The 21,372-nt window shown below is 53.7% G+C and carries 17 protein-coding genes; 3 read left to right on the plus strand and 14 right to left on the minus strand.

Annotation, left to right across the window (positions count from 1 at the left end; genetic code table 11):
• Positions 1–4: 4 nt before the first annotated feature.
• The 3 genes from AB8Q18_12385 to AB8Q18_12395 all read left to right on the plus strand — a co-directional run bounded on the left by AB8Q18_12385 (position 5) and on the right by AB8Q18_12395 (position 3,669).
• Positions 5–1,150 carry an EmrA/EmrK family multidrug efflux transporter periplasmic adaptor subunit gene (locus AB8Q18_12385; protein ID XDZ52934.1) on the plus strand — a complete coding sequence of 382 codons (1,146 nt, stop codon included), beginning with the start codon at positions 5–7 and terminating at the stop codon, positions 1,148–1,150.
• Positions 1,151–1,165: 15 nt separating this feature from the next.
• Positions 1,166–2,698: a DHA2 family efflux MFS transporter permease subunit gene (locus tag AB8Q18_12390; GenBank protein ID XDZ50968.1), complete on the plus strand. Its 1,533-nt coding sequence runs from the start codon at positions 1,166–1,168 to the stop codon at positions 2,696–2,698.
• A gap of 278 nt (positions 2,699–2,976) precedes the next feature.
• Complete coding sequence (locus AB8Q18_12395; protein XDZ50969.1) at positions 2,977–3,669, plus strand: GntR family transcriptional regulator; 693 nt, start codon at positions 2,977–2,979, stop codon at positions 3,667–3,669.
• Between the two features lie 57 nt (positions 3,670–3,726).
• Here AB8Q18_12395 and AB8Q18_12400 read toward each other — a convergent pair whose 3' ends face one another.
• From AB8Q18_12400 to dusB, 14 genes are all read right to left on the minus strand, one after another.
• Positions 3,727–4,467, minus strand: coding sequence for an SDR family NAD(P)-dependent oxidoreductase (locus AB8Q18_12400; GenBank protein ID XDZ50970.1), 741 nt, complete (start codon positions 4,465–4,467; stop codon positions 3,727–3,729).
• A 2-nt stretch (positions 4,468–4,469) separates the two neighbouring features.
• On the minus strand, positions 4,470–5,315 hold the full coding sequence (locus AB8Q18_12405) for a shikimate dehydrogenase (GenBank protein XDZ50971.1): 846 nt from the start codon (positions 5,313–5,315) through the stop codon (positions 4,470–4,472).
• Between the two features lie 103 nt (positions 5,316–5,418).
• A complete protein-coding gene (locus AB8Q18_12410) occupies positions 5,419–6,723 on the minus strand; it encodes an MFS transporter (protein ID XDZ50972.1) in 1,305 nt (434 codons plus the stop codon).
• Positions 6,724–6,791: 68 nt separating this feature from the next.
• Complete coding sequence (gene lpdA, locus AB8Q18_12415) at positions 6,792–8,183, minus strand: dihydrolipoyl dehydrogenase (protein ID XDZ50973.1); 1,392 nt, start codon at positions 8,181–8,183, stop codon at positions 6,792–6,794.
• A 10-nt stretch (positions 8,184–8,193) separates the two neighbouring features.
• On the minus strand, positions 8,194–9,405 hold the full coding sequence (locus AB8Q18_12420; GenBank protein XDZ50974.1) for a dihydrolipoamide acetyltransferase family protein: 1,212 nt from the start codon (positions 9,403–9,405) through the stop codon (positions 8,194–8,196).
• Between the two features lie 50 nt (positions 9,406–9,455).
• Positions 9,456–11,639 (minus strand): thiamine pyrophosphate-dependent enzyme, encoded by a 2,184-nt coding sequence (locus AB8Q18_12425; protein ID XDZ50975.1) that lies wholly within the window; start codon positions 11,637–11,639, stop codon positions 9,456–9,458.
• Between the two features lie 50 nt (positions 11,640–11,689).
• The gene (locus AB8Q18_12430) at positions 11,690–12,475 is read right to left on the minus strand and encodes an SDR family NAD(P)-dependent oxidoreductase (protein ID XDZ50976.1); all 786 of its coding nucleotides are present in this window, start codon (positions 12,473–12,475) and stop codon (positions 11,690–11,692) included.
• 31 nt (positions 12,476–12,506) lie between these two features.
• On the minus strand, positions 12,507–13,976 hold the full coding sequence (locus tag AB8Q18_12435; GenBank protein ID XDZ50977.1) for an NAD-dependent succinate-semialdehyde dehydrogenase: 1,470 nt from the start codon (positions 13,974–13,976) through the stop codon (positions 12,507–12,509).
• A 580-nt stretch (positions 13,977–14,556) separates the two neighbouring features.
• Positions 14,557–15,480, minus strand: a complete 924-nt coding sequence (thrB, locus tag AB8Q18_12440) for a homoserine kinase (protein ID XDZ50978.1) — start codon at positions 15,478–15,480, stop codon at positions 14,557–14,559.
• Positions 15,481–15,593: 113 nt separating this feature from the next.
• Positions 15,594–16,934 (minus strand): NADP-specific glutamate dehydrogenase, encoded by a 1,341-nt coding sequence (gdhA, locus tag AB8Q18_12445; GenBank protein XDZ50979.1) that lies wholly within the window; start codon positions 16,932–16,934, stop codon positions 15,594–15,596.
• Positions 16,935–17,478: 544 nt separating this feature from the next.
• Positions 17,479–18,117 carry an MBL fold metallo-hydrolase gene (locus tag AB8Q18_12450; protein ID XDZ50980.1) on the minus strand — a complete coding sequence of 213 codons (639 nt, stop codon included), beginning with the start codon at positions 18,115–18,117 and terminating at the stop codon, positions 17,479–17,481.
• A gap of 281 nt (positions 18,118–18,398) precedes the next feature.
• On the minus strand, positions 18,399–19,979 hold the full coding sequence (gene purH, locus AB8Q18_12455; protein ID XDZ50981.1) for a bifunctional phosphoribosylaminoimidazolecarboxamide formyltransferase/IMP cyclohydrolase: 1,581 nt from the start codon (positions 19,977–19,979) through the stop codon (positions 18,399–18,401).
• Between the two features lie 17 nt (positions 19,980–19,996).
• Positions 19,997–20,236, minus strand: coding sequence for a helix-turn-helix domain-containing protein (locus AB8Q18_12460; protein XDZ50982.1), 240 nt, complete (start codon positions 20,234–20,236; stop codon positions 19,997–19,999).
• Between the two features lie 84 nt (positions 20,237–20,320).
• Positions 20,321–21,331 carry a tRNA dihydrouridine synthase DusB gene (dusB, locus tag AB8Q18_12465; GenBank protein XDZ52935.1) on the minus strand — a complete coding sequence of 337 codons (1,011 nt, stop codon included), beginning with the start codon at positions 21,329–21,331 and terminating at the stop codon, positions 20,321–20,323.
• Positions 21,332–21,372 lie beyond the last annotated feature (41 nt).

Genomic DNA, 21,372 nt, shown 5'->3' on the forward strand with positions numbered 1-21,372 from the left:
CGGCATGAAAAAAACCGCCGTGGGCCAAAAGCGTAAACGCCATTTGGTCATCGCCACCTTAATGTTCATCATTTTGGCCTTGGTATTCTTGCTGCTCTGGCTCTTCATTTGGCAGCACGAAGAAGACACTGACGACGCCTACGTCAACGGCAACGTGGTTCAGGTCACGCCGCAAATCAGCGGCACCGTCGCCCAAATCAACGTCGAAGACACCGACACCGTAGCGGCGGGCCAAACCTTGGTCATCCTTGATGAAAATGACGCCAAACTGGCTTTTGAACGCGCCCGTAACGAGCTGATTAACGCCTTGCGCCAAAACCGTCAAATGACTGCCAATACGCGTCAATTTGATGCCCAAGTCGTCTTGAGCAGCACGCAATTAGCCAAAGCCCAAACCGACTTACAGCGCCGTGAACGCCTCGCCGGCACCGACGCCATCTCTGCCGAAGAACTCAGCCACGCGCGTGAAGCCGTGCTGTCGGCTCAGGCTCAGCTGACTGCGGCACAAGAGCAGGCCAAAGCGGCTAAAGCCTTGATCGGCAACAGCAGCATCGATCAGCAGCCCGCCGTCCAAACTGCCGCTAGCCATCTCAAAACGGCTTGGCTAGAGCTACAGCGGACCCATTTACGCGCGCCGGTCGAAGGCCAAATTGCCCGCCGCAACGTTCAAGTAGGCCAACGCATCAATCCTGGTGCGCCCTTAATGGCCGTGGTGCCGCTGCATGATTTATGGATTGACGCCAACTTTAAAGAAAGCCAGCTGGCCAATTTACGCATCGGCCAACCGGTGAGCATCCGCGCCGACCTCTACGGTAAAAAAGTCACCTATTCGGGTAAAGTCATGGGCCTATCAGCCGGTACGGGCAGCGCCTTTTCGGTCTTGCCACCGCAAAACGCCACCGGCAACTGGATTAAAGTGGTGCAACGCGTTCCCGTACGCATCAGCTTAGACCCAAAAGAGTTGGCTAAAAACCCATTACGCGTCGGCCTATCCATGCACGTCGTGGTCAACACTGCCGATCAAAACGGTAAAAACGTGACCGACACCAAGGTTGAAAACCTGTCGGTGCGCAAAAGCTCAGCCCTGACCCCAGATTTGGCTCAGGCCGACGCCTTAATCGCCGAAATCATTGCCGACAACGCGCAATAAGGCTTAGGACACACTATGACGCATCAGCCTTTAAACGGATCACGACTGGTCTGGGTCACGCTGGCTTTGTCTTTGGCGGTCTTCATGCAGGTTCTGGACTCCACCATTGCCAACGTAGCCCTACCCACCATTTCTGGAAACCTTGGGGCGGCGACGTCTCAAGGCACTTGGGTCATCACCTCGTTTGCGGTGGCGAACGCCATTTCTGTACCGTTAACCGGTTGGTTGGCCAAACGCTTTGGTGAGGTTCGACTGTTCGTGGTCTCCACCTTGCTGTTTACCCTCGCTTCCTGGTTGTGCGGGATCGCCCCCAGCCTAGAGCTGCTGATCTTTTTCCGCATCATCCAAGGCGCCGTTGCTGGCCCGATGATCCCACTGTCGCAAAGCCTTTTGCTGTCGGCCTATCCCCCTGAAAAACGGGGCATGGCCTTAGCGCTGTGGTCGATGACGATTATTGTGGCGCCGATTTTTGGCCCTATTTTGGGCGGCATCATCAGCGATAACTGGCATTGGGGTTGGATTTTCTTCATCAACTTACCCATTGGCTTGTTTGCGGCCTTGGTCAGCTGGCGCCAGCTCAAAACTCGAGAAACCGAAATTTCTCATCTACCGATCGACCGCATGGGCTTGTCCTTGCTGGTGGTGGGCGTGGGCGCGCTGCAAATGATGCTCGACCGCGGTAAGGAATTAGACTGGTTTGCCTCAACCGAAATCATTGCCTTAGCGGTGATTACCGTGGTGGCCTTGACCTATCTGGTGATCTGGGAGATTGGCGCCAAACACCCAATCATTGACCTGTCGTTATTTAAGGACCGTAACTTTACCGTTGGCGTGGTGAGCTTAAGCTTGGCCTTCATGGTGTATATGGGCAACATTATTTTACTGCCTCTGGTGTTACAAACTCAGATGGGCTATACCGCTACTTGGGCGGGGCTAGCGGCAGCGCCGATCGGCATTTTGCCGGTGATTCTGTCACCCCTCATCGGCAAGTATGGGCAGCGCCTAGACATGCGCCTCTTGGTGACGTTTAGCTTTGTCACCTACGCCATCTGCTTTTTCTGGCGTAGCCATTTCAATGCGCAAATGACGTTCTGGGACGTGTTTTGGCCGCAGTTTGTGCAAGGCTTCGGGATGTCGATGTTCTTCTTGCCGCTGACCGCCATTACCCTCTCACGCATGCAGCCACACCAGATCGCCAGCGCCTCCAGCCTGTCTAACTTTGTGCGGATTTTATTCGGCGGCATTGGGGCGTCTATTACCACCACGATGTGGGAACGCCGCGCCACCTTGCACCACGCTCAGCTGACAGAACACTTTACCGACTATAACCCGGTGACGCTGTCGTGGATGGACAAGCTGATGTCGCTGGGCATGTCGTCCGAACAAAGTGCGGCCTTTACCGAGATGAGCATCAGCCAACAAAGCCATATTTTAGGCGCTACGGAAATTTTCTGGGCCTCGGGCGTGCTGTTTCTAATTCTGGTCGTGGTCATTTGGTTCGCCAAACCGATTCATGGCCAAGTGTCTGGCGGCGGTGGCGCCCACTAAGCCTCGTTGACGATCAAAAGCCCTGCCTTGAGCAGGGCTTTTTGCTACCCATGGCCCTCAATTCACTCTAAGCACGCCCTTAAGCCTGCCCAAAATTTAACCGTGTGATGTCATACAATGGACGGTTTATGCTTTTCAATCAGCAGCAAAAAAATGATTGCATCAACCCAAAATCCAACGGCATAATAATGCGTTTTTTAGATGTTACTCTCAATGTCTTTAGGCTATACTGTCTCCGTATTACAGTAATATTATAATGACGATTAAGGTGCAGACACATGGTAGGAAAAAATTTAGCCAGCAGGCAGGCAGCGCCACTTCGGCAACAGGTCACCCAACTGTTAAAAAACGACATTTTAGAAGGCGTCTTTCTACCAGGCGATCGCCTCATTGAAAACCATTTATGCGAACGCTACGGCGTGTCGCGTACCGTGGTCAGAGAAGTGTTGCGGCTCTTAGAAAGCGAACAGCTGGTGACCGTGATCCCAATGCAAGGCCCCATCGTCACCAAGCTCACTGAGGAAGACATCATCAACCTCTATCAAGTGCGCGCACGGGTAGAAAGCCTGATGATTGAGCTGTATATGCAAAATGCCGACGACGCCATGAAGCAGCAGCTTCAAGCCCTCTACGACCGCCTTGACGATGATTTTTTGAACGGTTCGGTGGCCCAACGCTGGGCCTATAAAGATGCCTTTTACGCCCTTTTATCCCAAGGCGCCAACAACAGCGTGCTAGAAGAGTTCATCAACCGCATTCAAGAACGAGTGGGCCTTTTTAAACACTTTGCCTTTGTATACGAAGACCGCGTGCGCCAAGGCCACGCCGATTTAAAGCTGATCCTCAACGCGATCTTGGCCGGCGACATCGCCCAAGCCTGCGCCCACAATGATGAGCACCTATTAGATGCGGGCCAAGCCGCCGTGTATAACTACAAACGTCGTCTCAATCAATTAAATACCCTAAGCTAAACCCCATAAAAAAAGCGGCGCGCTGATTCATCAGCGCGCCGCTTTTGACGTCTCTTTTTAGCTGGCGATGTATAAGCCACCGTTTACATGCAGGGTTTCACCGGTGATGAAGCTGGCGTAATCAGACGCCAAATACAGAATGGCATCGGCCACTTCATCTGCCGAACCCAAGCGTTTGAGCGGGGTTTGATCCATTAACTGCTCGCCTTTGGCCGCCATCAATTGGCCAATCATGGGCGTATCGATTAAGCCTGGCGACACATTATTCACCCGCACATTCGGCGCCAATTCCATGGCCAAAGTACGGGTTAGGTTCAATACCGCCCCCTTAGAAGCCGCATAATGACCGTGGTTCAGGCTGCCTTTATGCCCCGCCATCGAGGTGACATTCACAATGGCGCCGCCTGGGCGCAAAAACGGCATGGCGGCCCGAATGGTATAAAACACGCCGTCTAGATTTACCGACGTGACTTTGGCCCATTCCGCGTCAGAAATATCGCGTAAAGGCTTTTCCCAATAAAGACCAGCACAAGGAATCACCACGTCGATGCCGCCAAAGCGAGCGGCGGCGGCATGGGCCACGTCATTAGCCTGTGCCGAGTCCGACACGTCTTGCGCCAAAGCCAACACGCGCTCACCGCTGGGATCAAGCTCAGCGGCAAACTGCTGTAGCGCAGCCAGGTTTAAATCCGACAGCACTAAATTAGCGCCAGCCTGATACAGCTTATGGATGCAGCTCACCGCAATGCCGCCCGATGCGCCGGTCACCCATACGGTTTTACCTGTAAATTCAAACATGATTAATCCTCCAGTTTTAAGGTGGCCAAGCTTGGCTCATTCAGCGTAAAAGCCGCCAGCTGACTGATTTGCGCCAGCAACATTTGCTTGCCGCTCACCGTTTTCAGGCCTTTGGCCGCCGCCGCTTGTAGCAGCAACGTTTGCTCTGGCTGCATCACCACTTCGGCCACGCAGGCTTGATCGTTCAGCCCGTCTAAGCTAAAAGGCTGCAAGGTTTCCAAACCCAACATGCCGGCCGAGGTTGCGTTAATGCACAAATCCACAGCGCTGGGCTGGTCAGTGGCCAACTGCACATCTGCCTCTGGCGCATAGGCGCGCAGCGCCGCCACCAAGCTTTCTGCGGTGGCCGTCGTCCGGTTGTACACCGACAAGCGGCGCACGCCTTGGGCCAACAGTGCAAAGGCAATGCCGCGGGCCACGCCGCCGGCGCCGGCAATGTAAACCGACAGATCGGCATTAACCGCCACGTTCGAATTGAGTAAGCCTTGTACAAAGCCTTTACCGTCGAACATTTCGCCCACAACCGCGCGCTCGGCGTTAAAGTGAATGGCGTTCACCGCGCCCATCACTTGAGCCTGAGGGCCAATCTGGGCACACAACTGAGCCGTCGCCATCTTATGCGGCACGGTGATGACGGCTCCACTGATGCTTTTAATCTTTTTCAATGCGTCAATACAGCCCGCTAAATCGTCTGCCGCCACCTGCATGGGCACGCACACGGCGTCGTAACCCGCCTGTTTCAATAAAGCATTCAGCAGCTGCGGCGTTTGCACATGGGCGATCGGATCGGCGATGATCGCCACCACTTTAGTGTGGCCCGAAATGGGTAAGGTTGATACGGTATTCATAATGTCCTTTCAATGCGTCAGGATAGGTCGTGGGCCTGTTAAGGCCTCAGACGCGCGCTAGGCGATGTGTGTGTAAGAGGCCGAGCGCACGCCCTCATCGATCTTAAACCTTATCTAAGTCTATGCCTTTATTGTTTTTCCACGTCAACACCACGCTGATGGCCACGATGCAGATCACCACGCCATAAACGTTAAACAACCAACCGATGTCTTTTGAATACATCCACGCGTTTAAATAAGACGCAGTGCCGCCAAAAACCGCGATCGCCAGCGACATGAAAATACCAAACAGCTTGGTACGATAGCGTGTCGGAATTTGTTCTGACATCGCCGCAGGCTTATTCGAGGTTAAAAAGCCCACCATCACCAAACCAGCCGCTTGAGCCACAAATAAAGTCCAAGGCTCATTACTGATCAAGCCCCATAACGGGAACAGCAAGAGACCTGAACCAGCAAAGGAAATTAACGTACTGGCTTTACGGCCAATGATGTCGGAGAACCAACCTTGAATCGGCAAACACACAATATAGACACACTGTGCCAAAGCGCTCATCACAAAGGCATCATGGGCGTCCATCTGCTTATGCGTGATGGCGTAAATCGCCACACAGGTCACCCAAATATAATAGGTCAGGGTCGAACCTGCTTCATAGAAAAACAGCTTGAAACCGGTTTTCAAAAATTGAGACAACGGCCAGGCTGGGCTGTCATCGTTCTGCATTTTCTCAACGTGTTCGCTCTCAATCATGTTGCGGCGTAAGTACATGGCAAAAAACGCCAACAGGCCCCCGATGAGAAACGGCACGCGCCAACCCCAAGCATACATGTCTTCTGCGGTTAATACCGTGGTCAACAAGGCCAAGAATAACGTGGCGATAAGCGACCCTAAACCCACGGCAAAAAACACCGTGCTCGACCATAGGCCGCGCGACTTAGCGGGCGCAATTTCAGACACATAAGCGTATGAAGTCGTCGTTTCGCCCCCGTGGGCAAAGCCCTGAACCAGACGCGCCAACAGTAAAATCACCGACGCCCAGTTACCAATGCTGTCATAGCTAGGGATTAAGGCAATCACAATACTGGCACCCGCCATCAACAGCATGGTGGTCACCAACACGTTGCGGCGGCCAATCTTGTCGGCTAACGGCCCAAAAATGAAGCCGCCAAACGGACGCGAAATAAAGCCTACGGCAAAAACCGCCAGCGTGCTCAATAAGGCTGAAGTAGGATCGGTTTTGTCAAACAGTGCCGAGGCGATGTAAACCGACGCCACGGCGTAAATCGTCCAATCATACCATTCTAATAAATTGCCCACCCCGCTGGCCAATAAGGATTTCCGGCGCTGCTTGGCGGTGATGGCCTCTGACGTTGAGGCGGCGGTGGTTACGTTGTTTACTGTTTGGGTCATATTGCACTCCCTTTTTATATTTATCTGCACGGCCTAGACGCTGCTAGGCCGCATTCTCCTTTGTGCGACTATTGATGCAGGGCACGATCGTACGCCGCTAAAACGGCCTCATGCATGGCCTCCGACATGGTCGGATGCGGCAAAATCGCGTGCATCAACTCTTGCTCTGTGGTCTCCAGTTCTTGCGCAATGGCATAGCCATTGATCATTTCAGTCACTTCATCGCCCACCATGTGGGCCCCCAACAACTCACCGCTGGCCTCGTCAAAGATCACTTTGACAAAGCCCTCAGTGCTGTCCATCGCCAATGCTTTACCATTGGCCACAAACGGAAACTGCCCCACGCGGATGGTTTTGCCCAATGCCTGCGCCTGCGCTTCGGTATAGCCCACGCTCGCCACCTGTGGATGGCTATAGGTACAGGCCGGTATTTTATGCGCCGCCAACGGCTGCACGTCCAACCCCATGATTTTTTCTACGCACAGAACGCCTTCGTGACTGGCCTTATGCGCCAACCACGGTGCCCCCGCCACGTCGCCAATCGCGTATAGATTCGGCTCGGCAGTACGGCCATAGGCATCGGTGACGATGTGGCCACGATCAAGCTGTACCTGCGTGTGCTCTAGGCCAATGTTTTCAACGTTGGCGCTGATGCCAATGGCCAACAACACCACGTCCGCCGTCAGCGTCTCGCTGCTCTGGCCGCTCAAACGCAGGTTGACCATGCCATCGGCCACATGATGGGCGTCTACTTTACAGCCGGTATGAATCACCATGCCGTCTTGACGCAGCGATTTGGCCACGCAGGCTGAAACGGCGGCGTCTTCTTGCGGCAAAATCCGCTCAGACAGCTCCACCACATGAACCGCCACACCCAGCGCCCGATAAAAGCAGGCGAACTCAATGCCGATGGCGCCCGCACCGATGACCACCATGCTTTTGGGCAACTTTGGTGGCACTAAAGCCTCGCGATAGCTCCAAAAATGTTGACCATCTATCGGCATGTTCGGTAAGGCCTTAGCGCGTGCGCCGGTGGCCAAAATAATGTGGGTGGCCGCCACCGTCACCACGCCATTGGCACCTTGAACGCTTAAGCGCCCCTGCCCCAATAGCTTGGCGGTGCCGTTTAAAACGGTAACGCGGTTTTTCTTCAATAGGCCGGCAACGCCGCGCTGAAGCTTACTGGACACCTCACGCGAACGGCTGACCATCCGGCTTAAATCCACCTGCGGCTGGCCCACGCTGACGCCGAAATGGTCGGCCTGCTTCACCAAACGCAAGACGTCGGCGCTACGCAATAAAGCCTTAGTCGGCAAGCAGCCCCAGTTCAGGCAAATACCGCCTAATTCAGCCTTTTCCACCACGGCCGTCTTCAGCCCTAATTGACTGGCACGAATCGCCGCCACATAGCCACCAGGACCACCGCCCACCACCACTAGGTCAAATGTTTGATCACTCATGCTGGGCTCCTTAAATCAACAGCGTCAAAGGTTCTTCGATCAGCTGCTGGAACACCGCCAACCACTGCGCCGCCACAGCACCATCGACCACGCGATGGTCTACCGACAAGCAACAGCTCATCACCGACGCCACCTGTAATGCATCGTCGACTACCACCGGCATTTTCTTGATGCCGCCCACGGCCAAAATACCGGCCTGGGGCGGATTGATGATGGCGTTAAAACTGGCCACCCCAAACATGCCAAGGTTGCTGATGCTGAAGCTGCCGCCTTGGTATTGTTCGGGCGTCAGCTTACCGTCGCGCGCCAACGTGGCCAAGGCCGCGACTTCAGCATGAATCGCTGACAGTGACTTGCCTTCAGCTTGGCGCAATACCGGCGTTAACAGCCCTTTTTCCGTAGCCACCGCCACGCTGATGTCCACGTGATGGTATTGACGAATGGCCGTCTCCGCCCAGGTCACGTTCATCGCCGGCACCTGTTTCAGGGCCAGCGCGGCGGCCTTAATCACCAAATCATTCACCGACACTTTTTCGGCCGCTACCGCATTCACCTGCTGGCGTAACGCCATCAAGGCGTCAACGCGACAGTCGACGTTTAAATAAAAGTGCGGCACCGTGGTTTTGCTCTCGGTCAAGCGTCGAGCAATGGTTTTACGCATGCTGCTCAACGGTAGCTCGTCATACGCGGCTTCTGCGGCTGGCGCAGCGGCTGCCGCTACCGAGGTGGCCTCAGCCGATTCGGCCGGAGCCTGAAGAGCATGTTCAATGTCGCGCTTCACAATGCGCCCACGTGGGCCACTGCCGCTTAAACTGGCCAAATCTAAACCATTTTGAGCCGCTAAACGCCTGGCCAAAGGCGAAGCAAACACTCTGGCTGGCTCAGCCTGCGTGCTTGCCATTGCAGCTGCGCCAGCCGACGATGATGCCAGCGGCGCCGCTTCTGCCTCGGCCTCCACCACCAAGGCGCTAAGGTCTACATGACCATCACCATTAAGCTGGGCAATAGGGGCGCCTACGGCAACCTCATCACCATCCTTGGCGATCAGCTTAGTGATGATGCCGTCTGCTTCCGCCTCCATATCCACCAAAGCTTTATCGGTTTCTACTTCAGCAATCACCTGGCCGACCACCACGGCGTCGCCCTCTTGCACCAGCCATTTATTGATGGTGGCGTGCGTTGTGTTCGCAAGTACTTCTGGCATGTGTAATAACTGAGACATCATGCTTCCTTATTCTGTAAATCAATCATGTTCATTTATTCGGTGCGCGATTAAGCCCACTCACCCTTGTCGCGCATCACCCCTTGTAGGCCTGCCACCACTTCTTCAGTGCGGGCGCTGGCAGCGCGCTCCAATACTTTGGAGATGCTCGGAGCGCCTTCAGAGCCATGCACGCGCTGAATCGGTTGGTCCAACCAATCAAAGCAACGACGCTGCAACTCATCTGCCAACCAACCGCCGTAAGAGGTACCCTGATTGCCTTGCTCCACGATCAGCACATTATTGGTTTTACGAATACTGGCTTCGATGGTGTCCCAATCTAAGCTGGCTCGGTCTAAGAAGCGTAGATCAATCACTTCGGCATCAATACCGGTTTGCGCAATCGCCTCGAGGCTGTGGCCCACCATAGACAGATAGGTCAACACGGTTAAAGCCTTGCCTTCGCGGCGAATGGCGGCTTTACCGAAAGGAATTTGATAATCCAAATCATCGCTAGGAAACGCACCGCTTTGGGCATAGAGGTCAACGTGTTCAATCATCAGTACTGGGTCGTTGCACTGTAGGGCGAAGTTCATTAAGCCCACGTAGTCAAACGGCGTTGAGGCCGCCACAATGCGCCAGCCAGGGTTGGTCACAAAAATACCGGCCGGATCCATCGAGTGCTGCGAGCCATAGCCCGTGCCCATCGCTACCTTGGTGCGCAACACCAAAGGCACGTCACTTTGGCCGCCAAACATATGGCGCACTTTACCCACTTGGTTAAACACCTGATCCGCGGCCACCCACATAAAGTCTGGGTACATAAATTCGACCACGGGCTTAAAGCGGCCATCTACGGCAATGCCGCCACCGAGGCCCATAAAGGCATTTTCACTGATGGGCGTGCCCAAAATACGGTCGGGGAATTTTTCTTTCAAGCCCTTAGTCGCGCCATTGGTCCCGCCCTTAAGACGATGCACGTCCTCACCCATGACCACGATGCTGCTGTCGGTGCTCATGCGTCTATCCATCACGCCCGCCACCGCATCAATGAATTTCTGCTGGGTCATGGCGTTGGGGTAGCTGGCTTCTTCTTGGGTTTGGCTACCGGCAATCTCGCTCAGGTCACCCCGAATGCCGACATCCACAAAGCTGGTTTCTGGCCACAACTCTGGGCGAATTTGGCGCTTACCCTTGGCGGCAGGCTCAGTCAGTTCAGCCACCACTTTGGCCATGATGGCCTGGCAGTTAGCGCGTAGCTCGGCCAAGGTATCTTCGGTCAACAGCTCACGCTTCAGCATTTGCTGCTCTAACTGCACAATCGGGTCACGCTGACGCCAAGCCTGCTCTTCGTCTTTACTGCGATAGCCAAAGGCACTGCCAGGGTAAGGTCCATTTTGATGGAAGAAGCGGTACACGTCGGCTTCTACCACGGTCGGGCCCTTGCCGGCGCGCATGTGGGCCAAGGCTTCTTGCATGGTTAAATGCACTGCCAATGGATCCATGCCATCGACTTTCCAGCTAGGGATGTTAAACGCCAGGCCACGAGCAGACAGGCGCGTTTCAGCCGTTGATTCGTCTACCGAGGTAGAGACTGCATAGCGGTTGTTTTCAATAAAGAAACAAATCGGCAGCTTCCAGGCGGCCGCCAGATTCATGGTTTCCAAAACCGACCCAATGTTCACCGCACCATCACCAAAATAGGTAATCGCCACGGCATCCGTGCCTGCGTGTCGATGCGCCCAAGCCGCACCCGCCGCCATTGGCGCGCCACCGCCCACAATCGCATTGGTACCCAAAGCGCCCGCCTCAATCCACTGCAAATGCATCGAGCCGCCTCGACCTTTACAAAAGCCTTGCGCCAGACCCAAAATTTCGGCCAGCGTCCGTTGCAGCAAATTTTCCACGTCGCCACCAAACGCATCAGCAGCCTTCATGCCATCAGGGCGTAAATAGGTTAAGGCCTTAGCCAAAAACTGGTGATGGCCACGATGAGACCCATTCACTTGGTCTGCCGCAGTCAACGAAATAATCGACCCAACGGCGCCGCCTTCTTGGCCAATGCTGGAGTGCGCGGGCCCGTGTACGAGGCCTTCGCCAGCCAATTCTAAGACGCTCTCTTCAAAGGCACGCACAATGTGCAGCTGCGTCAGCATGCTTTCCAACAGCGGTGCAGCGGCCTGGTCCCAATCTGCTTGGGTGGTTTGGTATTCAACCCAACTGCTGGCGGGTTGCAGGGTGGTTTTTTTTGCCATGACGTTTCTTTCCTTATTAAACCTTGCTTGATCTTGCTTTTAGTGTGTATTTATTGAAAACCGTTGGCGTCCCAGCCGCCATCGATTAAATGCGTTTGTCCGGTCATAAACCTCGCCGCGTCTGAAGCCAAGAAGAGCGCCAACTCGGCGATTTCATCCGGCTCGGCCAAGCGCCCTAAAGGCGTGCGGCGTTCTAGATCGGCCACGTCCAGCGTTTGGCTCTGTGCCAATTTTTCTACCAGTGCGGTACGGGTATAGCCTGGGCCTAGGGCCAATACGCGGATGCCCAAAGAGCCCCACTCCGCTGCCAAGCATTTAGTCATCGCCACCACACCGGCTTTAGTGGTGCAATAAGCAGTGCGTTCGGCCGAGGTAGACAGCCCCCAAATAGAAGCCGTGTTGATGATCACGCCTTGGCCACTGGCCTGCATGTGCTTGGCCGCCTCTTGGGAACACAAAAATAAACTGGTGAGGTTGATGTCAACGCAGCGACGCCATTCGTCTAACCCAATGTCTAAAGACGGTTTATTGAGCGAAATGCCTGCGTTATTGAACAACACGTCAACCGGGCCAAAATGGTCGTAACAGGTTTGAAACGCCGCCTTCACGGCTGCATCGTCGGTCACCGACGCCACATGGCCATAAGCACCATAAGCGGCCAAGCCGGCCACTGCTTGGGCCAAAGCATCGGCGTTAAAATCCAGCATAAATACTTTGGCACCCGCCTTGGCGAACGCCGTGGCCAAAGAAAGGCCGATGCCGGCAGCCGCACCGGTAATCAATACTGTTTTGCCAGCGATGCCGACATAATGTGCGGTGGTGTGAGTAGACTCCATGTATGACTCCTTGTATAAGGTGATGGGCTAATTAGGCCAATAGCTGAGGGGCGACATTGCCGATGCACAAATACTTCAACTCGGTGTATTCATCTAAACCGTGCTTCGATCCTTCTCGCCCAAGGCCAGAAGCCTTAACGCCGCCAAAAGGCGCTTCCGCAGTAGAGATCAAACCGGTGTTGATGCCCACCATGCCGTAGGCCAAAGCATCCGAAACGGCCATCACGCGGCTCATGCTCTCGGTGAAAATATAGGACGCCAAACCAAACTCGGTGTTATTGGCCCGACGCACCACTTCTTGATCGTCGCTGAATTTAAAAATCGGGGCTAAGGGCGCAAAGGTTTCGTCGCGAAAGCACAGCATGTCGTCGTGGGCATGCTGAATCAACGTCGGCTCAAAGAAATGCCCGCCCAGATCACTCACCTTGCCACCCACCACGATTTCGCCGCCTAAGGCCACGGCATCTTCAATGTGAGCCTGAATTTTGGCCACGGCTTTGCCGTTGATCAAAGGACCGATGTCGACGCCTGCGTCGAGGCCATTGCCTACTTTCAAGGCGGCAACCTTAACCGCCAGCTTGGCCACAAACGCCTCGTAGATTGATTCGTGCACAAAAATGCGGTTGCTGCACACGCAGGTTTGGCCTGCGTTTCTGAACTTGCTGTCCATCACGCCTTGAACTGCGACATCGAGTTGCGCATCGGCAAACACGATGAGCGGGGCATTACCGCCCAGCTCTAAAGACAATTTTTTCAGCGTCGGCGCGCTTTGCGCCATCAATAAAGCCCCTACCGGCGTTGAACCGGTAAAGCTGACTTTTTTCACCACTGGGCTTTCGGTCAGCACCGGCACGATCTCGGCGGACTTGCCAGTCACTACATTCAGCACGCCCTTAGGCACGCCAGCGAGCTCAGCCAAATGCACCAAGGCCAGCGCCGTGAACGGCGTTTCCTGAGCAGGCTTCACAATCATGGTACAGCCCGCGACCAAAGCCGGCGCGGCTTTACGGGTAATCATCGCCGCTGGGAAGTTCCACGGCGTGATCGCCACACACACGCCCACGGGCTCGCGCTTGGTCATCAAACGCTTGTCCGCACTGGGCGCAGGGATGGTTTCGCCATACATACGACGGCCTTCTTCTGCAAACCACTCGATAAAGCTGGCCGCATAGGCAATTTCACCTTTGGCTTCGGATAACGGCTTGCCCTGCTCTACCGTCATGATTTCGGCCAAGTCGTCCTGATGCTGCATGATCAAGGCAAACCATTGCTTGAGGATGTCTGAACGCTGCTTCATTGACAGACGCTGCCAGGGTGCTAAAGCGGCTTCTGCCGCCACGATGGCTTCGCCCACCTGAGCCGTCGTCAGCGCTGGGATGGTGGCAATCAGCCCCTGATCAACCGGATTGACAACGTCGATGGTGGCGCCGCTACTGGCGGCAACCCAAGCGCCGTTGATGTAGGCTTGGTTTTGAAAAATACATTTGGTGACGATGCTCATGAGTGTCTCTTTTCTCTCTTAAAAGCTGTTTTTGTTTGCTACCTGCCTCTAGGCGGGCGGGATTGAACGGCATGGATCAGGATGGATGCTCATTGAAGATCGTATGACCGTATTACGGCAATAAGCCGCAAAAGCGGGCAAACATAAGCCAGGCATAAGCTCAATGCTGGCTAATTCACCACCTAAGCCACCCGCATCACCCAAAATCAATATGACCGTATTACGGTATTATTTAATAATATAACGCCCAGCTTAAAAACGTCAACGATAAAAATCAAGGCTCTGGGTTTTCAGCCTACTCATGATCCACATCAGCCTATGGCCGCAGCGCTCATGCTGAAACGGCAACACCAAGCCAAACCCTCATGGACTTTCGCTTGCCAAGGCCTTTGGGGCTAATCATCATAGGCATGCCTCGCTTGATCCAGAATCCATCAACCATGATGCATGGCGCCCAGATTTGGACTGTACTGACCGTCAGACTGCGCCTAACCCATCCCGCGAGCAACCGCAGCACAGCGCCATTAGGCCATAAAAAAAGCGCTGAATCATCAGCGCTCTGGTGTGTCGATCGGGCCGCCTAAGACTGCTGAATGCTCAACAGTAAATCTCTAAAGGCCGCTGGATTCTTAGTGAACGTCATTTCACCGGCCGGTGGGAAATGATAATCCAGCAAGCGCGACACCCAAAAACGGATGCAGCCTGCCTGCTGCGCAATCGGCAAGTAGGCCAGCTCATCTTCGCTCAATGGCCGTACGCTGCCGTAGCCGGCTAAAAATGCCTGCACCAAAGCCTCATCCAGCTGATGCGCTGAATTCTGGGCCCAATCATTAATCGCAATCGCAATGTCGTAGACAAAGCTGCCGCGGCAAGCATAGTAAAAATCGATGAAGCCCGTGACTTCGTCGCCCTCTAACAAAACGTTGTCTTTAAACAGGTCGGCGTGAATCAAGCCCTGCGGCAGTTTAGCATCGCTGTTGTCTCTCAAAAACGCAATGGTCGACTGCAATAGTTCAGCATCGGCGGGGCTCAAGAGCGGCAGCAAACGATCTGATTCAGCCGTCCACCAAGGCGCATGGCGCGGATTGGCCATGGTTAACTCGGTACAGGCGGTGGCCAAATGCATTTTGGCCAGCATCGCCCCCACAGAGTGGCACTGAGCAGCATTGGGCTGCGTCACGTCTCGGCCTGTCAGACAACTGACTAAACAGGCGGCTTTATCGTGCAGCAAATGCATGAACTCGCCTGATTTTTGCGGAATCGGTGCGGGGCAAGCCACGCCTTGAGCGCTGAGTAAGGCCATTAAATCTAAGAAGAACGGCAGCTCATCTGGGCGTAGAGTCTCGAAAATGGTCAATACATAACGATCCACGCTGGTGGTCACAAAGTAATTGGTATTGGTGATGCCCTGGGCGATGCCTTTAAGCGACACTAAAGTGCCAATATCATAATCTTTTAAGAAGACCGCCATTTCCGCTTCGGTCACACTGGTATACACCGACATACTCACCCTTTAACAATATTAACTTTATAAGCCATCCGTGATTATACATAAAAAAGGCCTTGCGTCACGCAAGGCCTTTCTTTCTAGACGGAACGTCTAAAGATCGCTGCCGTTTACACCAAACCCTGTGCCAACATGGCGTCGGCCACCTTGGTAAAGCCACCAATATTGGCGCCATTCACATAGTTCACGTAACCATCTTGATAGCCATACTCTTCACACATGTGGTGAATTTTTTGCATAATGGTGTGCAGCTTCTCATCCACTTCACCGGCCGACCACAATAGGCGCATGCTGTTTTGGCTCATCTCCAAACCCGACACGGCCACGCCACCAGCATTACTGGCCTTACCCGGCGCGTACAGAATCTTAGCCGCAATAAAGGCATCCACAGCTCCGGTAGTGCTTGGCATATTAGCGCCTTCAGAAATACAGTAGCAACCGTTAGCCAACAAGGTTTGTGCGTCTTTTTCGTCTAGCTCATTTTGAGTCGCGCAAGGCATGGCCACATCACAAGGCACGCCCCAAGGACGTTGGCCTTCATGATAGGTTAAGCCCTGCTCTTGTGCGTACACGCTTAAGCGTTCGCGACGGTCGTTTTTCAACACCATCAGCTCTTGCCACTGCGCCAGCGTCATGCCGTCTGGGAAATGCACGAAACCACCAGAGTCAGACATGGTCAAGACTTTCGCGTCCCACTCTAGGCATTTCTGGGCCGCGTATTGCGCCACGTTGCCCGAGCCCGAGATCACCACTGATTTACCGGCAATGTGTTTTTTACGGGTTTTCAGCATTTCTTCTGCAAAGTACACGGCGCCATAGCCTGTGGCCTCAGGACGAATCAAGCTGCCGCCAAAACTCATGCCTTTACCGGTTAAAACGGACGCAAACTCGTTGCTGATGCGTTTATATTGACCATATAAATAGCCCACTTCACGCCCGCCCACGCCGATGTCGCCAGCCGGTACGTCAATGTTTGGGCCAATGTGGCGATACAGCTCGGTCATAAAGGACTGGCAAAAACGCATCACTTCATTGTCTGATTTGCCTTTAGGGTCGAAGTCAGAGCCGCCTTTACCGCCGCCCATAGGCAAGGTGGTCAAAGCATTTTTAAACACTTGCTCAAAGGCCAAGAATTTCAAAATGCCCAAGTTGACGCTGGGGTGAAAGCGCAGACCGCCTTTATAAGGGCCAATGGCAGACGACATTTGAATCCGGTAGCCACGATTGACCTGGGCCAAACCTTTGTCGTCAATCCAGGGGATGCGGAACATGATCACCCGCTCAGGCTCAACGATGCGCTCTAAAATGCTGCGCTGGGCGTATTTGGGGTTTTTTTCAAGAAAGGGCCATAGGCTGTGAAAGACTTCTTCTGCAGCCTGATGAAATTCAGGCTGATGTGGGTCTCTTTGTTTGATTTTTAATAAAAAATCGTCTAGTTGGATCTCGCTCATATCTTTGATTCCTTGTTGATTAATGTCTCACAATAAAATCGGCTGGCCATCCTGTGTTTATTCTTTTGGGACGGCATTTGGCGCTGGCGAAGCGGGCGCACACATCTGCTGCATCGCACCATACGGACGTCACAAAACGACCCTATGGGCATGAATCTAATTATTTAGGTGTGAGGATGCCGTCTGAGAAACAGGCGGACTTGGCAGGTGCCAGACACATGCGGCATGCACCGCAGACGAATACACGCCCATGAGTGACTGTAGATTAACTAAGTGTACCGACTATTTCTCAGCGGGCTGCAAGCTCTCTCGCGCCTTGAGTATTTTTCTTATTCTTAGTAGGTTTTTTATAGTAGCCGATTTTTTAGGGTTATTCTAGAAAAAATTACGCCATTCACGCATTTTTTTAGAACTTTTATGCCAAAAATGTCGGATTAATAAAAAAATAGTGTCAATTCAGCCGTTTAACATTTTAATATTAATAGACACACCCCTTGCCAAGCTAAATACCAATATAGCCCCTAACGGGGCTACTTAGCAGCAACTAGGCATTTAAAAACGGGTTATAACGCTTCTCATGCCCAATAGTGGTCATGGGCCCATGCCCAGGAATGACTTCGGTCTCGTCCGGCAGTAGCCACAGCTTGGTACGAATATGGTGCAGCAGCGCTGCATGATCGCCACGCGGAAAGTCGGTTCGACCAATCGATTCTCTAAACAACACGTCGCCAGCAATCAGCAGGCCTTGCGCCGCATGATAAAACACCACGTGGCCGGGCGTGTGGCCAGGGATATGAAACACCTTAAACGTTTCTTGACCAACGCTGACTTCATCACCCTCGTGCAGCCATTGATCTGGGATAAACGTCTCGCTGGGGGCAAAGCCAAAACGCTGGCTTTGCATCGGCAGCTGAGCAATCCAAAAATCATCCTCTTGCTCGGGGCCGATCACCGGCACGGGCTGCTGCGCCACAAGGCGGGTCACGCCGCCGACGTGGTCAATGTGGCCATGGGTCAGCCAAATCGCCTTTAGGGTTAAGCCTTGTGCGGCAACGGCCGCCTGAATCAGCTCGATGTCGCCACCCGGATCGGTGACCACGGCCTCTTTGGTGACGTCACACCACAATAGGGTGCTGTTTTGTTGAAACGGGGTAACGGGATTGATTTGGTATTTTAACGCCATGCGTGCTCCTACAGATGATTGCTGTTTTTATCCCTTGAGCTTACTCGATTTAGGCGCACAATGCCATGCATGGGTGGGATTCGCTGGCCAATGAACGGCCATGCTTGGGGTTCACCACGAACATAACGGCTAGCCCATCTAGCTCACTGACCCATAAGCCACGGTTTATTGATTGTTGGTAGAGAGGCGCAAAGCATAGCGTGCCCACCCTACCGCAGTAGCCTTACGCCCACAAAAAAGCCAGCTGCGCAAGGCAACTGGCTGTTTCATCACTCATTAGATTAATGACGGAAGTGACGAATCCCGGTCAACACCATCGCCATACCGTGTTCGTTGGCGGCGTCAAAAATTTCTTGATCGCGCATTGAACCACCCGGGTGAATAATGGCTTTAATGCCCTGCTCGGCAATCACGTCGATGCCGTCGCGGAACGGGAAGAAGGCATCAGAGGCCGCTACGGCACTGGCCAAAGATAGGCCAGCTTCGCCGGCTTTACGCGAAGCGATGCGGGTAGAGTCCACGCGGCTCATTTGGCCGGCGCCAATACCGCAGGTTTGGCCTTGGCTACAGAACACGATGGCGTTTGATTTCACAAACTTGGCCACGTTCCAAGCGAACAATAAGTCTTTCATTTCTTGTTCAGAAGGCTCACGGGCGCTGACGATCTTTAAATCGGCCATGGTCAACTGATGGGTGTCTGGGGTTTGCACCAACAAACCACCGCCTACACGCTTCAGTTCAAACTCATTGGCACCGGCCAACATCGGGATTTCTAATACGCGCACGTTGGCTTTACCGGCCACAACGGCTTTAGCGTCGGCGGTAAAGCTAGGGGCGATCAGCACTTCCATAAATTGGTTGGCCACGATGGCTTCTACGGTTGCGCCGTCTAGCTCACGGTTAAACGCCACAATGCCGCCAAAGGCGCTAGTGGTGTCGGTGGCAAACGCCAATTTATAGGCGCTCAAAGTGTCGGCCGCAATCGCCACGCCACAAGGGTTGGCGTGCTTCACGATCACACAAGCTGGTTCGTTAAACGACTTAACTGCTTCCCAAGCTGCATCGGCATCGGCGATGTTGTTGTATGACAACTCTTTGCCTTGCAACTGGGTGTAATTGGCCAAGCTGCCGGCAGCAGGAGCCAAGTCACGGTAGAAGGCAGCGTGTTGGTGTGGGTTTTCACCGTAGCGCATGTCTTGCACCTTAACGAACTGTTGGTTAAAGCGCTGTGGGAACATAAACTGCTTCGGTTCACCGGCCAATACCTCATCGTCTAGACTGGTGAGGTAATTGCTGATGGCTGAATCGTAGGCAGCGGTATGGGTAAACGCTTTACGAGACAGGTTAAAACGGGTTTTCTTGCTCACTTGGCCATTGTTGGCGGCCATTTCAGCAATGATGGCATCGTAGTCAGCAGCATCGGTCACAATGGCCACATGACCCCAGTTTTTGGCGGCAGAGCGCACCATGGTTGGGCCACCGATGTCGATGTTTTCAATCGCATCTTCTAAGGTGCAGTGAGGTTTATTGATGGTTTGGGTGAATGGGTATAGGTTCACGCACACCAAGTCGATGTTGCCAATATCGTGCGCTTGCATCTGCGCCACATGTTCGGGTAAATCGCGACGGCCCAAAATGCCGCCGTGAATTTTTGGATGCAAGGTTTTCACACGACCATCAAGCATTTCTGGAAAACCGGTGTAGTCAGCCACTTCGGTGACCGCCACGCCATTATCGGCCAATAGTTTTGCCGTCCCACCGGTAGACAAAATTTCTACGCCGTTATTGGCCAAGTTTTGGGCAAACGCCAAAACACCTTCCTTATCCGAAACGCTGATGAGCGCACGTTTAATTGACACCATTTTAGACTATCCTCTAATTAACAATTAATCTCATGTTGCATGAGCTTCTTCCGCAGGGTATTACGATTCAACCCCAAAACCGTTGCCGCACGCGTTTGATTGCCACTACAGTGTTTCAACACCACTTCCAATAAAGGACGTTCGACGCGCGCCAAAACCATATCATAGACACCACAGGCGTTCTCACCACCTAAGTCAGCAAAGTACTGTTCCATTGCTGCACGGATGGTCTCATCAATCACATCTTGCTTAGACATAGCACTCCTACCTTATTCATTACACCACTTCTTGTTCATCTTAAGCACTGCTTCGTCCCCTTTGTGTCGGCCCATGTAGGCAGATCACTCAGTGCCGGTGCGGTACGCTGATGGCCATGCGGCCAGCGCTGCTTGTTGCTGGGTCAGATACGTCGCCATCATCGCCCACTGCTCACTGCTGCTTTCAACCTTATTCACCTGCTGGCGAAAGGCTTTGGCATCAGGCAAGGCGGCAATGTACCAACCAATGTGTTTACGGGCAATCCGACAGCCCATGTATTCACCGTAAAAATCATAAATCTCAGCCAAATGGCCTAAAATCACGTCACTGATCGCAGCCACGCTCAATGCTTCGGGCAACTCACCCGTACGCAGATAGCCGACGATGTCGCGAAACAGCCACGGCGCCCCTTGTGCCCCACGACCGATCATGACGGCATCGGCCGCCGTTGCTTGCAGCACCTGCACCGCTTTTTGCGGGCTGGTGATGTCGCCATTGACCGTCACCGGGATGCGGCTCTGGGCCTTAACTGCTGCGATTAATTCGTAGTGCGCTTCACCTTGATACATCTGGGTGCGGGTACGGCCATGCACGGCCAAAGCAGCAATCCCAGCTTCTTCGGCCAATTGGGCAATGGTGGGCAGATTTAAATGCTCATCATCCCAGCCCAAGCGCGTCTTGAGCGTCACCGGCACCGCCACGGCCTCAACCACGGCCTGCAAAATACGGCTCACCAAAGCTTCATCTTTCATTAAAGCGCTGCCAGCCAGAACGTTACACACTTTCTTGGCAGGACAACCCATATTGATGTCGATGATCTGCGCCCCCTTGGCCACATTAGCCACGGCGGCAGCAGCCATTTCGGCGGGGTCAGAGCCGGCAATCTGCACCGAAATAGGGCCAACATCGCCACTGTGATCGGCGCGCAGCACCGTTTTACGGGTGTGCTGTAGCGATAAATCGCTGGTGATCATTTCACTGGGCGCTAAAGCCGCCCCAAACCCTCGACACAGCCGTCGAAATGGCTTATCGGTAATGCCCGCCATTGGGGCCAGCATGACCGGCTCGGCCAGCTCATAGGGACCAATCTGCATCCCATCCTCACTTTCATCGCGGGCTTCATTCTGTCGCATCA

The organism is Neisseriaceae bacterium CLB008, assembly GCA_041228285.1.
Taxonomy (GTDB): Bacteria; Pseudomonadota; Gammaproteobacteria; order Burkholderiales; family Neisseriaceae; genus JAGNPU01.